This is a genomic window from Parasynechococcus sp., assembly GCF_045559935.1.
GTDB lineage: Bacteria > Cyanobacteriota > Cyanobacteriia > PCC-6307 > Cyanobiaceae > Parasynechococcus.
Genome location: NZ_JBJLJL010000004.1, coordinates 24168 through 40572, shown reverse-complemented (window position 1 = coordinate 40572; position 16405 = coordinate 24168). Strand labels below are relative to the sequence as shown.

General features: G+C 66.5%; 19 protein-coding genes. All 19 read left to right on the top strand.

Translation table 11 applies throughout. From position 1 onward, the window contains the following. Positions 1-56: 56 nt before the first annotated feature. The 19 genes from hisA to fba all read left to right on the top strand — a co-directional run bounded on the left by hisA (position 57) and on the right by fba (position 16350). Positions 57-824 (top strand): 1-(5-phosphoribosyl)-5-[(5-phosphoribosylamino)methylideneamino]imidazole-4-carboxamide isomerase, encoded by a 768-nt coding sequence (gene hisA, locus ACJ0G7_RS02025; protein ID WP_407395000.1) that lies wholly within the window; start codon positions 57-59, stop codon positions 822-824. Between the two features lie 149 nt (positions 825-973). Continuing rightward, the gene (locus tag ACJ0G7_RS02020) at positions 974-1342 is read left to right on the top strand and encodes a transcriptional repressor (protein WP_253912854.1); all 369 of its coding nucleotides are present in this window, start codon (positions 974-976) and stop codon (positions 1340-1342) included. Positions 1343-1387: 45 nt separating this feature from the next. Further along, positions 1388-3019, top strand: a complete 1632-nt coding sequence (locus tag ACJ0G7_RS02015) for a DUF3685 domain-containing protein (RefSeq protein WP_043691904.1) — start codon at positions 1388-1390, stop codon at positions 3017-3019. 36 nt (positions 3020-3055) lie between these two features. Beyond that, positions 3056-3601, top strand: a complete 546-nt coding sequence (locus tag ACJ0G7_RS02010; RefSeq protein WP_407394998.1) for a thylakoid membrane photosystem I accumulation factor — start codon at positions 3056-3058, stop codon at positions 3599-3601. Positions 3602-3667: 66 nt separating this feature from the next. Next, entirely contained in the window at positions 3668-4843 is a 1176-nt protein-coding gene (locus ACJ0G7_RS02005) for a F420-0:Gamma-glutamyl ligase (RefSeq protein ID WP_407394996.1), read from the top strand. Between the two features lie 54 nt (positions 4844-4897). Next, positions 4898-5923 carry a hypothetical protein gene (locus ACJ0G7_RS02000; RefSeq protein ID WP_407394994.1) on the top strand — a complete coding sequence of 342 codons (1026 nt, stop codon included), beginning with the start codon at positions 4898-4900 and terminating at the stop codon, positions 5921-5923. Beyond that, positions 5923-6426: a Holliday junction resolvase RuvX gene (gene ruvX, locus ACJ0G7_RS01995; RefSeq protein ID WP_043691893.1), complete on the top strand. Its 504-nt coding sequence runs from the start codon at positions 5923-5925 to the stop codon at positions 6424-6426. Before ACJ0G7_RS02000 ends, ruvX begins: the two co-directional genes overlap by 1 nt. Next, complete coding sequence (locus ACJ0G7_RS01990; RefSeq protein WP_043691890.1) at positions 6419-6970, top strand: DUF3727 domain-containing protein; 552 nt, start codon at positions 6419-6421, stop codon at positions 6968-6970. The genes ruvX and ACJ0G7_RS01990 overlap by 8 nt, the downstream gene beginning before the upstream one ends. Beyond that, complete coding sequence (locus ACJ0G7_RS01985; RefSeq protein WP_407394992.1) at positions 6958-7479, top strand: YqeG family HAD IIIA-type phosphatase; 522 nt, start codon at positions 6958-6960, stop codon at positions 7477-7479. Before ACJ0G7_RS01990 ends, ACJ0G7_RS01985 begins: the two co-directional genes overlap by 13 nt. Beyond that, positions 7476-8558, top strand: a complete 1083-nt coding sequence (proB, locus tag ACJ0G7_RS01980) for a glutamate 5-kinase (protein ID WP_043691884.1) — start codon at positions 7476-7478, stop codon at positions 8556-8558. The genes ACJ0G7_RS01985 and proB overlap by 4 nt, the downstream gene beginning before the upstream one ends. 43 nt (positions 8559-8601) lie before the next feature. Beyond that, positions 8602-9645 (top strand): UDP-3-O-(3-hydroxymyristoyl)glucosamine N-acyltransferase, encoded by a 1044-nt coding sequence (lpxD, locus tag ACJ0G7_RS01975; protein WP_043691878.1) that lies wholly within the window; start codon positions 8602-8604, stop codon positions 9643-9645. A 32-nt stretch (positions 9646-9677) separates the two neighbouring features. Next, on the top strand, positions 9678-10751 hold the full coding sequence (gene leuB, locus ACJ0G7_RS01970; protein ID WP_407394989.1) for a 3-isopropylmalate dehydrogenase: 1074 nt from the start codon (positions 9678-9680) through the stop codon (positions 10749-10751). 64 nt (positions 10752-10815) lie between these two features. After that, complete coding sequence (locus tag ACJ0G7_RS01965) at positions 10816-11718, top strand: phosphoribulokinase (protein WP_043691875.1); 903 nt, start codon at positions 10816-10818, stop codon at positions 11716-11718. 147 nt (positions 11719-11865) lie between these two features. Further along, positions 11866-12072 carry a hypothetical protein gene (locus ACJ0G7_RS01960; protein WP_407394987.1) on the top strand — a complete coding sequence of 69 codons (207 nt, stop codon included), beginning with the start codon at positions 11866-11868 and terminating at the stop codon, positions 12070-12072. Next, complete coding sequence (locus tag ACJ0G7_RS01955; RefSeq protein ID WP_043691871.1) at positions 12060-12860, top strand: A24 family peptidase; 801 nt, start codon at positions 12060-12062, stop codon at positions 12858-12860. The genes ACJ0G7_RS01960 and ACJ0G7_RS01955 overlap by 13 nt, the downstream gene beginning before the upstream one ends. A gap of 22 nt (positions 12861-12882) precedes the next feature. Further along, on the top strand, positions 12883-13764 hold the full coding sequence (gene accD / locus ACJ0G7_RS01950; RefSeq protein ID WP_043691868.1) for an acetyl-CoA carboxylase, carboxyltransferase subunit beta: 882 nt from the start codon (positions 12883-12885) through the stop codon (positions 13762-13764). Continuing rightward, on the top strand, positions 13761-14135 hold the full coding sequence (locus ACJ0G7_RS01945; RefSeq protein ID WP_407394985.1) for a hypothetical protein: 375 nt from the start codon (positions 13761-13763) through the stop codon (positions 14133-14135). The genes accD and ACJ0G7_RS01945 overlap by 4 nt, the downstream gene beginning before the upstream one ends. 1 nt (position 14136) lies before the next feature. Further along, complete coding sequence (locus tag ACJ0G7_RS01940; protein ID WP_407394984.1) at positions 14137-15219, top strand: Gfo/Idh/MocA family protein; 1083 nt, start codon at positions 14137-14139, stop codon at positions 15217-15219. Between the two features lie 57 nt (positions 15220-15276). Continuing rightward, positions 15277-16350 carry a class II fructose-bisphosphate aldolase gene (gene fba / locus ACJ0G7_RS01935; protein ID WP_043691862.1) on the top strand — a complete coding sequence of 358 codons (1074 nt, stop codon included), beginning with the start codon at positions 15277-15279 and terminating at the stop codon, positions 16348-16350. The last annotated feature ends 55 nt before the right edge of the window (positions 16351-16405 follow it).

Below are 16405 nucleotides of genomic sequence, written 5' to 3'. Positions count from 1 at the left end.
AAGCGCAGTCATTGAAGCGCGGAGCTGCAGGATGGACGCCGCCCCGGTTGTTCGCCATGGAGATCATCCCCGCCATCGATCTGCTCGACGGTGCCTGCGTGCGGCTGCATCAGGGGGATTACGACCAGGTGACCCGCTTCAGCGATGACCCGGTGGCCCAGGCCCGCAGCTGGCAGGCCCAGGGCGCCACCCGTCTGCATCTGGTGGATCTCGATGGGGCCCGGCGAGGCGAGCCGGTGAACGATGCAGTGGTGCGGGCCATCACCGCCAGTCTTGATATCCCGGTGCAGCTGGGTGGCGGTGTGCGGTCGCTGGAGCGTGCCGAGGATCTGCTGGCCTGCGGTCTGGACCGGGTCATCCTCGGCACCGTGGCCATCGAGCAGCCGCAGCTGGTGACGGAGCTGGCCGGGCGTCATCCCGGCCGCATCATCGTGGGCATCGATGCCAAGCAAGGCCGGGTGGCCACCCGCGGCTGGATCGAGCAGAGCGACGTTCTGGCCACGGAGCTGGCGGAACGGTTGAGCGATGCCGCCATCGCTGCGATCATCTCCACCGACATCGCCACCGATGGCACCCTGGCCGGGCCGAATCTGCAGGCTCTGCGGGCCATGGCCGAGGCCAGCCGCGTGCCGGTGATCGCCTCCGGCGGCATCGGTTGCATGGCGGATCTGCTGTCGCTGCTGGCCCTGGAACCACTGGGAGTGAGCGGCGTGGTGGTGGGACGAGCGCTCTATGACGGCCGGGTGGATCTGGCCGAGGCCATCAGCGCCATCGGCGAAGGCCGTCTGCAGGATCCCGTCGAGCACATGGCCGATCTGGCCTGATCCAGCTCCTGGCGTCCAGTCCGGTCAGCACGCCTTAAGGTGATGTTAGAGAAACCGGCTCTGTGCTAACGCGCTCCCCACAAGACGCGTCTTCCTCATCCCCCCCCGGGGGGCTGCAGGACGTGTTCGAGCGCTGCCGCAGCCTTGGCATGCGACTCAGCCGTCAGAGACGCATGGTCCTTGATCTGCTCTGGTCTGAGCGCAGTCATCTCAGTGCCCGGGACATCTTTGAGCGCTTGAATGCCCGCGGCCGCAGCATCGGTCATACCTCCGTGTATCAGAACCTCGAGGCACTGCAGTCCGCTGGCGTGATCGAGTGCCTGGATCGGGCCAACGGTCGTCTGTACGGCTACCGCAGCGATCCTCACAGCCATCTCACCTGTCTGGAGACAGGATCGATCGAGGACATCGATGTGCAGCTGCCCGATGACCTGCTCAAGCAGATCGAGCGGCGCACCGGCTTCCGCATCGAGTCCTACACGCTTCAGCTGAATGGTCGCCGCACCCTGGAGGAATGAGCCAGGGCTCGTTACGTTGACGGACAGCTCGTCGTCCGCCGCACCTTGGCTGTCACTTCTCCGGTGCGGATTCTGCTGCTGGCGCCGGATCTGCTTGCCGAAAGCCTCGCTCTGCAGCTGACCGCAGCGGACGAATCCCTGGAGGTGATGCTGCGTCCCGAGCAGCTGGCCGGTCACCCGGCCCTGGTGATCTGGTCGCTGGATCGCGTCATCAGCCTCACGGCCATCGAGCGCGAGGCACGTCGTTTGCAGGAACGCTGGCAACCGGCGCCGCTGTTGCTGCTGCTGCCTGCCGATCTCAGCCTCGATCGCGACCAGATCCTCTCGCTGCCCGCGGCGGGGCTGCTGCAGAACGCCGACCTGGCGACGCTGCAGCAGGCCGTGACCACCGTGCTGGGTGGTGGCCGGGTGGTGGATGTGAACCCGGTCGAAGCTGGGAGTTCAACAGCCGCATCTGCTCCCATGGGACTGGGGCAGTGGTTGCTGGTGAGCGGCCTGCAGCAGATCAGTCAGGACCTGCAGATGATCGAGGCGCTGCTGATGCCGCCTCCGGCGGATCCATTGCTGCGGTTTCTGCTGGAGGGACGACGGCGAGAACTGGCGGCGGCCCGCTCGCTGCTGCTCTGGATCTGGGGCCCCCTGCAGCTCGGTCTGCAGGATGCGGTGCCTCTCACGACCACCCACGATCGCAGCGCTCCGGTGGAGTCCGCCTCCGTTGCAATCACGCTGAGAGAACGCAATGCCATCGCTGTCTGGGGTGCGATCCGCAGCCGTCTGGATGGTTCGGTGCAGGCCGGCCTGAGCAATGCCACCGGCAGTCTGCTGGCGCTGGAGGGCCTGAATCCGGAGCGTCGACGTCAGCTGTTGCTTGCACTTCTGCAGCAACTGGATCTGGTGCTCGCCAGGTTGCGCGGCAGCGATGGCGATCCGGTGCAGAGCGGAGCCTGGGCTGAACTGCAACCGGAACTGCGCCGCCAGGCCCTCACCGCGATGGCTGGCAGCTACGTCCGGCTCCCCAGGGAAGGCACGCTTCTGCCGGTGGCGGAGTCGCTGCTGGGGGAGGCTGATCTTTCCGCCGTTGATGAGGAGTTGCCGGATCCCTCCCGCATGCTCACCCCGCTGCTGGTGGATCAGCCGGTGCTGGTGAACGGTCAGCTGCTGCCGGCGGATGATCCCCGCGCTCTGCTGCAGCTGGAGTCGTTGGTGAGCAACTGGTTGGTGCGCACCGCCGAACTGATCAGCGCGGAACTGCTGGATGCCTGTGGTGCCTGGCCGGAACTGCGCCGTTATCTGCTGGGTGAGCGCTATCTGGCCACCCGGGAACTGGAGCGTCTGCGCAACCAGCTCAACACGCAGTGGCGCTGGGAGGCCTGGATCGAGCGGCCCGTGCAGCTGTATGAGAGCCGTCGGGTGCTGTTCCAGTTGCGACAGGGACGGATCGAACCGCTCCAGCTCACCGAGCCGCGTGATCGGGAGCTCAATCAGCTCGGCTGGTGGCAGCGGCAGGTGGCGCTGCTGCTGGAGACCCGTGATGCGCTGGCCCCGCAGGTTCAGGCTCTGGTGCAGCGCATCGGTGATCTGGCGGTGGTTCTGCTCACCCAGGTGGTGGGCCGGGCGATCGGACTGATCGGCCGCGGCATCGCCCAGGGCATGGGCCGCAGCCTGGGACGGGGCTGAGCCGAGCGTCACAATGACGCCTGGTTCCGTCGTCTCATGGCATCCCTGCTCCGCCTGCTGCTCAGCCTGAGCGTCGCGCTGCTGCTGATCGTGCGTCCGGCCCACGCCGTGCTCAACGACGACAGTTACGACGGCAACATCTATGCCCTCTATGCCGGCAATGGATCCCTGGTGCCGCCGACCAGCACCCTGAAGGAATCACGGGCGGCCGGTCGCACCTCGGTTCTCATCTTTTACCTGGATGACAGTGCCGTGAGCAAACGCTTCGCACCGGTGGTCTCCGAGCTGCAGCGGCTGTGGACCCGCAGCATCGATCTGCTTCCCCTCACCACCGATGAGCTGCAGGGACGCGAGAGCGGAGCCGCCGCTGATGAACCGGCTCGCTACTGGAACGGGCGGATCCCTCAGGTGGTGGTGATCGCCCCCGACGGGCGGGTGGTGCTGGATCAGGACGGTCAGGTGCCGCTGGCGGTGATCAATGGCGCCATCGCTGAGGCCACCGGTCTGCCGGCACCGGAACTCCCGTCCATCAACCCGGAAGGACGTTTCAACGAGGTGAACATCGAGGTCACGGCGAACTGAGTGCTTCGCCGTTGATCCGCCTACGCTGCCGCCGAGTTTTCCCGGTTTCGCGGCCGGAACCTGCGCGTGTCCGTGCTGATCGCCCCGCTTGCTCTCGGCCTTGGAGTGGGCTGGCTTGAGTTGCGCCATCGTCTGCGTCCGGCATCGCCGCTGCAGTTGCGGGCTCTGGAATGGCATGTCGAGCCCTCTGGTGCCGAGGTGCGCATCAGCGGTCTCCTGGAGATCAGCAACCCCCATCCGCGCATGGAGGTGTTCGTTCCGGAGCTGCGGGTGGACCCGGTGCTGCTGGGCAAGTCGGATCCTTCGGCTCTGGAGATCAGCACCCGCATCGAGGCGGATCATCCGGATGAGGAGACCCGCGAGGACGGCTACTGGGCGGCTTATATCGTCAAAGGGCGCAAGACCACCCGTGCACGGGTGAAGATCCGGCTGCGTGCCGCCGACGGACGCAACCCGCTTGATCTGGTCGACAGCCTCTGGGTGGATGTTCACTGGCTCAATTACGGCCCCTTCGGTCGTCTGCCGCGGCGTCAGGGTGTGCTGGTGCCGCTGCGGCGTCCGCAGCCGCTCCGTGCTGAGGCCGCTGAGTTCCTGACGGGTGATGGCTGCCGGGTGTTGCCGTTGCGCACCCATCTGCTCGGTCCCCTCGACGATCCCATCGCTGTGATGCGCACCTATGCCGCAGATCTCGTGCAACCCGGTGACGTGCTCACCATCGGAGAGACCCCCGTCGCCGTGATCCAGAACCGCTACCGCCATCCCAGTGAGGTGGAGCCGGGGATGGTGGCGCGTCAGCTCTGCCGTGTCTTCCATCCCACCAGCAGTCTCGCCACCGCCTGCGGCATGCAGACCCTGATCGATCTGGTGGGGCCGACCCGGGTGGTGGTGGCCTGGATCGGTGGGTTGCTGATGAAGCTGATCGGCATTCCCGGCGGGTTCTACCGACTGGCGGGGGATCAGGCCCGCCTGATCGACGACATCACCGGCACCACCCCTCCCTATGACCAGACGATCGTGCTGGGCCCCGATCAGCCGGAACGACTTTGCCGTGAGGCGGCTGCTGAACTCGGTGTCGATGTGGCGATCGTGGATGTCAACGATCTGGGACGGGTCAAGGTGCTCGCCGGCAGTGCCGGATGCGATGAGGCGTTGCTTCAGCGTGCGCTCAAGCCGAATCCCGCCGGCAATGCCAACCAGCGGACGCCCCTGGTGCTGGTCAGGCCTGGTACCGCGTCGGCCTGAATTTCACACCGTGCGAGCGATAGATTGAAGAGAGGGTTACTGGAGGAGTTGTCCATGGTGGAAACCTCCCAAGCTCCTCTGAGGGTGGAATCCCTCAATCCGTTTCACCTGGCTCGCTTTCAGGCGATCAGCGATTCCAGCCAGCTGCCCCGCTTCCAGGCGGCGCTTCTCGGGGATTGGATGGCCCGCCTCGAGCAGCGCTTCCCGGATCTGCTGCCCAGCCGTTCCCCCCGCTGCCTTCTGGCCATCGAAGCGGACCGTCCTCTGGCTGCTGTCGTCGCCAGGCCATACAACCGTCGCGGCAGCTGCTGGAGCCTGCAGCTGCCGCAACAGCTCGGTGAAAGCAGCCAATGGAGCTGCAGCAGCGTGCGCAGAACCCTGCTGCAGCAGGCGCTGCAGCTCGGCAGTCCCCAGGTGCTCAGCTGGGTGGTGCGTTGTCCGGCCGGCGATGCCGACGGCATCGCCCTGATGCGTGAGCTGGGTTTCCAGCCGCTGCGCCCCTTTCAGGCCTGGCTGCCCCCGGCGGCTGTCCCAGAGCCGGCGAGCCAGAGTTTGCCCAGGGGACTGAGCTGGCAGCCGATCAACCGCCGCACCGCACAGCTGCTCTGGCCGATCGAGCAGGGGGGCAATTTCAGCCACCTGCGACAGATCACCGATCGCCACTGGCTGGATCTGCTGGATCGCAACGGCCCTGGATCCGGCGTTCTCATGGACGGTGACCATGTGCTCGCGGGCAGCGTTCAGCTGTTCGAGAGCAGTGATGACCGCCAGCTGGAACTGATCCGCGATGTGGCCTGGGATCCACGGCTGGATGAGGCGCTGCCGGCCCTGCTGCAGTGCCTGCTGTGCGACGGGCGCCCGGATGCTCTGGTCACGGCTCAGGACGACGCTCCTCTGGCGCATCTGCTGCTGGCGCAGGGCTGGCGGCAGGGCGATGAACATCTGCTGATGGGCCGCAGCATGTGGAGGCGGCAGGTGTCCCCGCGCTCTCCCCTGCATACCCGGGCACTCGATGAGGTTCTCGGCAGCCTGCGGCCTCAGAGAACACCCCTGCCCACCCCCAGTCTCGGCCGCCGCTGATCGTGCCCCTGGTCTGTTCGGTGCTGAGTCTGGATGTGGGGCGACGGCGCATCGGACTTGCCGGCTGCGATCCGCTGGGCATCACCGTGACGGCGTTGCCGGCCCTCGCCCGATCCCGCTTCGATGCCGACCTCGCCGTACTGCGGGACCATTGCGCCCGGCGCTCCGTGCAGGGCCTCGTGGTGGGCCTGCCCCTGGATTCCGAGGGGTCGCCGACGCCTCAGGCGGAGCACTGCCATCGCTACGGCCTGCGCCTGGCATCGGCCCTCAACCTGCCGCTGGCCTGGGTGAATGAGCAGTGCAGCACCTGGGCCGCTGCCGAACGCCACGGTCTGCACGGCGACCGAAGCGGCCGTCTCGACAGTGCTGCCGCTGCGCTGCTGCTGGAACAGTGGCTCCAGGAGGGGCCGGAGCTCAAACCGGTCCAGCCGGGGGGTGTGATGCCGGGCATCAACAGCGGCGATGATGGATCCTTGGCCCATCGACCGACGGACCATGCGTGACCCCGGGCCCAGCAGCAGCGGTGATGTGCCCACCGTCCTCGTTCGCGATCGCGAGGGCCATGATCTGCTCTGCTTCCTCGAGCAGCTGATCCCGCTGGATGGCGAGGACTACGCCCTGCTGACCCCGGTGGACACCCCGGTGTCCCTGTTCCGCCTCAGCGATGGGGATTCGCCGGAGCCGATCACGACGGTCGCCAGCAGTGAGCCGATCCTCTCGGTTGCCGATGTCGTGCTGCAGGAGCACGACCTCACCCTGGTGCGCTCCGCCGTCACGCTCACCGTCAGCGGTGAACTGGACGAGCCGGATCCGGACGAACTCGAGGACGACGAGGACGATGAGGACGATGAAGAGACGGAAACCTATGAGCTGCTGGTGAGTTTCATGGTCGACCAGCAGGAGTACGGCCTCTACATCCCCCTGGATCCGTTCTTCGTGGTGGCCCGCATGGTGGATGGTCAGGCTGAACTGGTGGAGGGAGAGGATTTCGATCGGATCCAGCCCCGCATCGAAGCCGAGATCGAGGAGCGTGAATGGCCGGAGTGAGTCCCAGTCACTGGTTGCTGCCCGACTGGGATCCGGGCCTGACCATTGCCCATCTGCCGCTGCCTCACCTCACCGGACGCGACATCCAGGCAGCGGTCATCGATGTGGACCGCACCCTCCTGCCCGGGCGGGCGGTGCGCCTTCCCGACAGCGTGAGGGTTTGGCTCGAGGACGCGGGGCGGCGCCTGCAGCTGCATCTGTTCAGCAACAACCCCTCCAAGGCGCGGATCTCGGCGGTGGCCAGTCAGCTCGATCTCAGCTTCACCTGCGGAGCCGGCAAGCCGCGACGGGGCGCCCTGCGCCGCGTCATCGCGGATCTGGATCTGCCGCCGCGATCGATCGCCATGGTCGGTGACCGGCTGTTCACCGACGTGCTCTGCGGCAATCGGCTCGGTCTCTACACCGTGCTGGTGCGGCCGATCCGTGAGGACGGCGCCCCCTGCGACAGGGATCGGGTTCAGTGTCTGGAGCGGCGTCTGGCACGGGTTCTGGGAGCCCCTGCCGCGTGATGCTGTGGGTGGTGAAGCTGGGCACCAGCCTGCTGCGCGGTGACACGGCTGCCGTGATCGAGGGCTATGGAGCCGCGATCGCCGCTGCCATGGAGCGTGGTGATCAGGTGGTGCTGGTCACCAGCGGGGCGGTCGGTCTGGGGTGTCAGCGTCAGCAGCTGCCCCGTCGTCCCGACACCGTTGTGGCGCTGCAGGCGGCCGCTGCCATCGGCCAGGGACATCTCATGGCCCTCTACGAACGGGCGTTGTCCCGCCACGGGCGGTCGGTGGCCCAGGTGCTGCTGACCCGCTCCGATCTGGCGGATCGCCGCCGCTACCAGAACGCCTCCAACACCCTGCGGCAGCTGCTCAGCTGGGGGGTTCTGCCGGTGATCAACGAGAACGATGCGATCTCTCCGGCGGAACTGCGCTTCGGGGACAACGACACGCTGTCGGCCCTGGTGGCAGCCGCTGTCGATGCCGATCAGCTGATCCTGCTCACGGATGTGGATCGCCTTTATTCCGCCGATCCCCGCACCGTTGCGGATGCCAGGCCCATCTCCGATGTGCATCACCCGCGTGAGCTTCAGGCCCTGGAGGCGGGTGCCGGCGATGGTGGTCGCTGGGGCCGCGGCGGCATGACCACCAAGCTGGCGGCAGCACGGATCGCCACGGCCAGCGGCATCACCGTGCATCTGGCCGATGGTCGCGATCCCAGCCGTCTCGATCAGCTGCTGCAGGGCGACCGGGGCGGCACCGTGTTTCATCCCCATCCGGAACCGCTCGGCAACCGGCGCAGCTGGTTGGCCCATGTGCTGCAGGCGCAGGGCACCCTGCGCCTGGATCCAGGGGCCTGCGAGGCGCTGCTGGAGCGGGGAGCCTCGTTGCTGCAGGTGGGAATCACCGCGGTGGAGGGGGAGTTCGGGGCCAGCCAGGCGGTGAACCTGGTCGACCCTGACGGTCGGTTGCTGGGACGCGGACTCTGCTCACAGTCCAGCGCCGCGCTGCGGCAGGGTCTCGGTGCCGCAGCGGGCGATCGACCCTCTGCCGTGGTGGTGCATCGGGATGCCCTGGTGCTGAGCGATCGGCTTCTGCCCTGAGCGGTCCTGCGCGCCTACGATCCGGCCGCGGCATCGCTCAACCATGCGCTTCAGCACTCTGATCACGGCTCTGCAGCAGGGCCAGGCCGGTCTGAGGCACAGCGCGACAGCGACGGATCCGGAGCTGCGCAGCGCCGCATCGCTTGAGGCGGCAGCTTCGGATCAGCTCAGTTTTCTGGAGAAGGGCAACGCCCTGACGGCGGCACTGGCCGACAGCCATGCCGGGGCTGTGCTGCTGCCGGACCAGCAGGACCTGATCGATCTGGCCACCCAGCGCGGTATCGCCTTCGCCGTCTTCGCCGATCCCCGGCTGGCCTTCGCCGAGGCACTGGAGCGGTTGCATCCCCGTCGTCGCCCCCTGGCGGAGATTCACCCCACGGCCGTGATCGACGACCGGGCTCAGGTGGGACCCGGCACGGCCATCGGACCACGGGTCTGCATCGGTGCCGCCAGCCGGATCGGTGCGAACTGCATCGTGCATCCCGGGGTGGTGGTTTACGACGATGTCGTCGTCGCCGACGGCTGTGAACTGCACGCCAATGCCGTGCTCCATCCCGGCAGCCGGGTCGGGCGGGGCTGCGTGGTGCATTCCAATGCCGTGATCGGCTCCGAGGGGTTCGGTTTCGTTCCCACGGCCCAGGGGTGGCGCAAGATGCCCCAGACGGGACAGGTGGTGCTGGAAGACGGTGTGGAGGTGGGTTGCGGCAGCACCATCGACCGCCCCTCGGTGGGAGAGACGCGGATCGGCGCCGGCACCAAGATCGACAACCTGGTCCAGGTCGGTCATGGGGTGACCACCGGCCGGGGCTGTGCCTTCGCCTCCCAGGTGGGCATCGCCGGTGGTGCCCGCATCGGCCATGGCGTGATCCTGGCGGGGCAGGTGGGCGTGGCCAACCGCACCGTGATCGGCGATCGGGCCATCGCCAGCTCCAAGAGCGGTCTGCACGGTGAGGTGGCGGCCGGTGAGGTGGTGAGTGGGTATCCGGCGATTCCCAACCGGTTGTGGCTGCGCTGTTCCGCGGCCTTCAGCAAGCTGCCGGAGATGGCCAGGACGCTGCGGGAGCTCAAGCGGGACTCTGCTCAGTAATCTCAGCGGCTGTCCTGTCGCACCGGTCCTCCATGGCCCAGCACCGCGTCGTTCTTCTTCCCGGTGACGGCATCGGTCCGGAAATCACCGCCGTGGCCCGCCAGCTTCTGGAGACGGTGAGCGAGCGGCACGGGTTCCAGCTCAGCTTCGAGGAGCAGCCCATCGGTGGCAGCGCCATCGACGCCACCGGTGAGCCGCTGCCCGCCTCAACACTGGAGGCGTGCAGGCAGGCGGATGCCGTGCTGCTGGCGGCGATCGGCAGCCCCCGCTTCGACAGCCTGCCCCGGGAGAAGCGACCGGAGACCGGTCTGCTCGGTCTGCGGGCCGGCATGCAGCTGTTCGCCAACCTGCGGCCGGTGAAGATCGTGCCCGCGCTGATCGGGGCCAGCAGCCTGCGGCCCGAGGTGATCGAGGGCGTGGATCTGATGGTGGTGCGTGAACTCACCGGCGGCATCTACTTCGGTCAGCCCAAGGGGCGGATCGAGGCCGACGGCGAGGAGCGGGGCTTCAACACCATGACCTACTCCGCATCGGAGGTGGATCGGATCGCCAGGGTGGCCTTCGATCTGGCCCGCGAGCGTCGTGGTCGTCTCTGCTCGGTGGACAAGGCCAATGTGCTGGATGTGAGTCAGCTCTGGCGTGATCGCGTCGAGACGATGGCCCCCGGCTATGGCGATGTGGAGGTGAGCCACATGTATGTGGACAATGCCGCGATGCAGCTGGTGCGGGACCCGCGCCAGTTCGATGTGCTGCTCACGGGCAATCTGTTCGGCGACATCCTCAGTGACGAGGCGGCGATGCTCACCGGCTCCATCGGCATGCTGCCGTCCGCGTCGCTGGGCAGTGATGGTCCCGGACTGTTCGAGCCCGTGCATGGCTCCGCCCCCGACATCGCCGGTCAGGACAAGGCGAACCCCATGGCGATGGTGCTGTCCGCCGCCATGATGCTGCGCATCGGCCTGAAGCAGTCGGCTGCGGCGGCGGATCTCGAGCGGGCCGTCGACACGGTGCTGGCGTCGGGTCTGCGCACGGGTGATCTGATGGCGGAGGGCTGCACGCCGGTGGGCTGCAGCGCCATGGGCAGGGCGCTGATTGAAGCGCTCTGATGTCTGTATTGGTGAAAACGGGCCTCGATCTGGCAAACTCGCCGAGCCCGTAGTCCCTGCGTCGATGTCGAAGCGTCACCCGGTAGTCGCTGTCACCGGTTCGTCCGGTGCTGGAACCAGCACCGTCAAGCGCGCCTTCGAGCACATCTTCGCTCGCGAAGGCATCACGCCGGCGGTGGTGGAGGGCGACAGCTATCACCGCTACGAGCGGATGCCGATGAAGCAGGCCATGGCTGACGCCCTGGCCCGTGGTGAGAACTTCTCCCACTTCGGTCCGGAAGCCAACCTGTTCGACAAGCTCGAGGAGCTTTTCCGGGTCTACGGCGAAACCGGCACCGGACAGAAGCGCTATTACCTGCACAGCCCCGAGGAAGCCACCGAGCACAACGCACGACTCGGTGTCGATCTGGGTCCCGGTCAGTTCACCCCCTGGGAGGAGATTCCCTCAGGCACCGACCTGCTGTTCTACGAAGGCCTGCACGGTGGCGTGCGGGGTGAGGGATACAACGTGGCGGCGCTGGCCGATCTGCTGGTGGGTGTGGTGCCGATCACCAACCTGGAATGGATCCAGAAGATCCATCGCGACAATGCCGAGCGCGGTTATTCCGCCGAAGCGATCGTCGACACGATCCTGCGCCGGATGCCGGATTACATCAACCACATCTGCCCGCAGTTCAGCGAGACGGACATCAACTTCCAGCGGGTTCCCACCGTGGACACCTCCAACCCATTCATCTGCCGCAACATCCCCACACCGGATGAAAGTTTCGTGATCATTCACTTCCGCAAGGGAGCTCGTGAGAAGTGGGGGATCGACTTCGGCTACCTGCTGAACATGATCCACGATTCCTTCATGTCCAGCCCCACCAGCATCGTGGTGAACGGCGGCAAGATGGGGTTTGCGATGGAACTGATCCTCACTCCGATCATTCACCGCATGGTGGAAGAGCAGAAGAATCTCAGCTGAGCTGATTCCTGTTCACAATTCATCTCTAATGTGGGTTCGTCTGAGTGATCAGGTGGGCCCATTTCCGTTTCAACGCCCTCCTTTGAGATCAGCGGAGCCTCCGGAGCCTCCCGCTCACCCCGCTGGGATCGTGTCGACAGCCGTGCGTTGATCGCCCGTGCCCGGGAGGTCTACTTCTCCTTCCTCAGCAATGCCGCTGCGGGGGCAGACCCCTGTGGTGTTGTTCTGAGCGCTGATCTCTCCGAGGGGCGGGTGGTGTTCGACCTGCCGGTGCTGCTGCCGGATGAGGAGTTCATCGCCTTGGATCTGATCCGCCGCCGCCCTTTCAAGCAACGACCGCGATGGAAGGTGTGATCCCGCCGCTCTGGGCAGCGCTGCTTGGAGCCTGCGTCGGAAGTTTCACCAACGTGGTGGTGTGGCGTCTGCCGCGGGACGAATCGGTGGTGTTTCCCGGCAGTCACTGCCCCCGCTGCGGTCATGCCATCCGCTGGCACGACAATCTGCCGTTGCTGGGCTGGCTGCTCCTGGCCGGGCGCTGCCGCGACTGCCAGGCCCCGATCAGCTGGCGATATCCAGCTGTGGAAGCACTCAGCGCAGCTCTTTGGCTGTCGGCTCTGGCGGTTGCCGAGAGCGGTGGCGGGGGACTGCCGCTGTGGTTGCTGCCGTGGGCGGGGCTGCCGCTGATCGCGCTGCTGCTGCCTCTGGTGCTGATCGATCTCGACCATCTCTGGTTGCCCGAGCCGCTCTGTCGCTGGGGGCTGGTGCTGGGCCTGGTGCTGTCGGCTGCTGCTGGCATCCCCGTTCTGGCGGATCATCTGATCGCCGCCTGTCTGGCTCTGCTGCTGATGGAGTCCATCAGCGCCCTGGCGGAACGGCTGCTTGGTCAGCCGGCGCTCGGCCTGGGGGACGCCAAGCTGGCGGCCATGGGTGGCGCCTGGCTCGGTGCTGCCGGCATCGCGGCAGCGATGGCCCTGGCCATCTTCGCGGGAGCCCTGTTCGGTGCAGCCGGGAGGCTGAGCGGTCGGCTGCAGCCACGGCAGGCCTTTCCCTTCGGCCCCTTCATCGCACTCGGCATCTGGCTGGTCTGGCTCACGGGCCCCCTCTGGTGGTGGCAGCAGTGGCTCCACCTGCTGGGTCTTTAATGGTCGGAACCGTGCGGTTCCCGTGTCTCTGTTCGACTGGTTCGCTGATCGCCGGAAAGGGCAGTTCGTCGGCAAGGTGAGCCAGGAGCCGGAGGAAGGTGATGGCCTCTGGAACAAGTGCCCCGAATGCGGCCAGGTCGTCTACCTGAAGGATCTCAAGGCCAATGCCAGCGTCTGTGCCGGCTGCGGCTACCACCACCGCATCGACAGCGGTGAACGCATCGAGGTGATCGCCGATTCCGGCAGCTTCCAGGAATTCGATGCGGATCTCGCCCCCATGGATCCCCTGGAGTTCAAGGATCGACGCGCCTACGCCGATCGCCTGCGGGAGAGTCAGGCGGCCACCGGTCTGAAGGATGGTGTGGTGAGCGGCTTCTGCCGGGTGGAAGGCATCGGTCTGGCCTTGGCCGTGATGGATTTCCGCTTCATGGGTGGCTCGATGGGCTCGGTGGTGGGCGAGAGGATCACCCGTCTGATCGAGCGGGCCACGGCCCAGAAGCTGCCGCTGCTGATCGTCTGCGCCTCCGGTGGTGCCCGCATGCAGGAGGGGATGCTCAGCCTGATGCAGATGGCCAAGATCTCCGGGGCGCTCGAGCGTCATCGCGAGGCGGAACTGCTCTACATGCCGCTGCTCACCCACCCCACCACCGGTGGGGTCACCGCCAGCTTCGCGATGCTCGGCGATCTGATCCTGGCGGAGCCGAAGGCGCTGATCGGATTCGCCGGCCGCCGCGTGATCGAGCAGACCCTGCGTGAAAAGCTGCCGGACAATTTCCAGACGGCTGAGTACCTCCGCGATCACGGTTTCGTCGATGTGATCGTCCCCCGCACCCAGCTGCGCAGCACCCTGGCCAGAGTGCTGCGTCTGCACGGCTGTGCCGCCCTGGAGCTCGCCAGCGCATGATCGTCCGTCTTCTGGCCATGCTTCTGGCCGTTCTCGTGCTGGGGGCGTCTCCGGCCTGGGCGGGGCCTGTTGAATGGGTTGAGGTTCCGGCGACTGAGGCCGGTCAGCAGTGGTGGGACAGCGGCAGTGTGCGGGAGAACCGCGAGGGGCTGCGCACCGTGCTGAGCCGGTTCACACCGGCTGCCGTGGATGGGGAGGCGCCCCGCAACGGCGAGCTGTTCGTGATGCAGATCGACTGTGCCCAGAAGCTGTACCGGGATCAGCAGGTGAACGGCATTCCCCGCTTCCGTGCCCAGTGGCAGGCCGCCGGCAGCGATGAGCTGATCGTGTCGGTGATCGGTGCCGTCTGTGACGCCCCCCTCGCCAGCTGAGATGACCGCTCGACCCATCGGTGTCGCCATCGCCGGCCTCGGTTTCGGTGAGAAGGTGCATCTGCCCGCTCTTCAGGCGAATGCGGATCTGACTCCCGTTGCGCTGTGGCATCCGCGCCCTGCCCGTCTCGAGCAGGCCTGCTCCACCCATGGCCTTCCCGGTCATTCGGACTGGGGGGCTCTGCTGGCGGATCCGGCCGTCGAGGCGATCGTGATCGCCACACCGCCTGCGCCCCGCCACGAGCTGGCGCGTCAGGCTCTCCTGGCGGGCAAGCATCTGCTGCTGGAGAAACCGGTGGCACTGCAGGCCGATCAGGCCAGGGATCTTCAGCGGCTGGCCATGGAGCGGCAGCTCTCTGTCGCTGTGAATTACGAGTACCGGGCCGTGCCCCTGTTCATGCAGGCGGAGCGGCTGCTGCGGGCCGGTGCGGTGGGCACCCCCTGGCTGGTGAAACTCGACTGGCTGATGAGCAGCCGGGCCGATGCCAGCCGCGGCTGGAACTGGTATTCCCAGGCGTCGGAGGGTGGTGGGGTGATCGGCGCGCTCGGCACCCATGCCATGGACACCCTGGCCTGGCTGATCGGACCGCTGAGCGGGGTGCAGGCTCTCAACGCCACCTCGATCCTGGAGCGTCCGCTTGGTGACGGGGGCATGGCGGCCGTCGATTCCGAGGATGTTTCCTTGATCCAGGCCCGCCTGCAGTGGCAGGGACGAGCCGACAGCACCGTTCCCGCTCAGATCAATCTCGCCTCCGTGGCACGCAACGGCCGTGGTTGCTGGCTGGAGGTGTACGGCTCGGAGGGCTGTCTCATCCTCGGCAGCCCGAATCAGAAGGATTACGTGCATGGCTTCGCGCTGCAGCATGCCGCTGCCGGTGAGGCGCTGAGACCGATCGAGGCCGATGCCGATCTGGCGTTCGAAACCACATGGGCGGATGGCCGGATTGCTCCGGTGGCGAGGGTTCAGGGCTGGTGGGCGGAGAGCATCCGCAGCGGTCGGCCGATGATTCCTGGCCTGGCCGAGGGTGTCGCCAGCAGGTCGGCCTGTGATCAGGCAGCCCAGACAGCGACGAGACACGCGTAACGCAGGGTAATATCGCCGCGATTCGTCTCAGACGACCCACCCTTCGAGGATTTCACCATGGCGCTCGTTCCGCTCCGGCTTCTGCTCGACCACGCCGCTGAGAACGGCTACGGCATCCCTGCGTTCAACGTGAACAACCTGGAGCAGGTGCAGGCGATCATGGAAGCGGCTGACGAGACCGACAGCCCCGTGATCCTGCAGGCCTCCCGCGGTGCCCGCAGCTACGCCGGTGAGATCTTCCTGCGCCACCTGATCCTGGCCGCCACCGAGACCTATCCCCACATCCCCGTGGTGATGCACCAGGACCACGGCAACGAGCCTTCCACCTGCTATTCCGCCGCCATCAACGGCTTCACCTCCGTGATGATGGACGGCTCCCTGGAAGCCGACGCCAAGACTCCCGCCAGCTACGAGTACAACGTGGCCGTCACCAAGAAGGTGGTGGATTTCGCTCACTCCGTGGGCGTGAGTGTGGAAGGCGAGCTGGGTTGCCTGGGCTCCCTGGAAACCGGCAAGGGCGAAGCGGAAGACGGCCACGGTTTCGAGGGTGAGCTGTCCAAGGACATGCTGCTCACCGATCCCGCTGAAGCCGCTGATTTCGTCGCCAAGACCAAGTGCGACGCCCTGGCGATCGCCATCGGCACCAGCCACGGTGCTTACAAGTTCACCCGCAAGCCCACCGGTGAAGTGCTGGCCATCAGCCGCATCGCCGAGATCCACAAGGCCCTGCCCAACACCCACCTGGTGATGCACGGCTCCTCTTCCGTGCCCCAGGAATGGCTGGAGATGATCAACAAGCACGGCGGTGCCATCCCCGAGACCTACGGCGTTCCCGTCGAAGAGATCCAGGAAGGCATCCGCAACGGCGTGCGCAAGGTGAACATCGACACCGATAACCGCCTCGCGTTCACCGCAGCTGTGCGTGAAGCGGCCATGGCCGATCCCGCCAACTTCGACCCCCGCCACTTCAACAAGCCCGCCCGCAAGTACATGAAGCAGGTCTGCCTCGACCGCTATCAGCAGTTCTGGGCTGCCGGCAACGCCAGCAAGATCCAGCAGCAGAGCATCAACTTCTACGCCGGTCTGTACGCCAAGGGCACCCTCGATCCCAAGGCTGCCGTCGCCGCCTGATCACAGGTCGCCACGGATTCAAAAAAGGGGGCCTTCGGGCCCCCTTTTTTGAGTG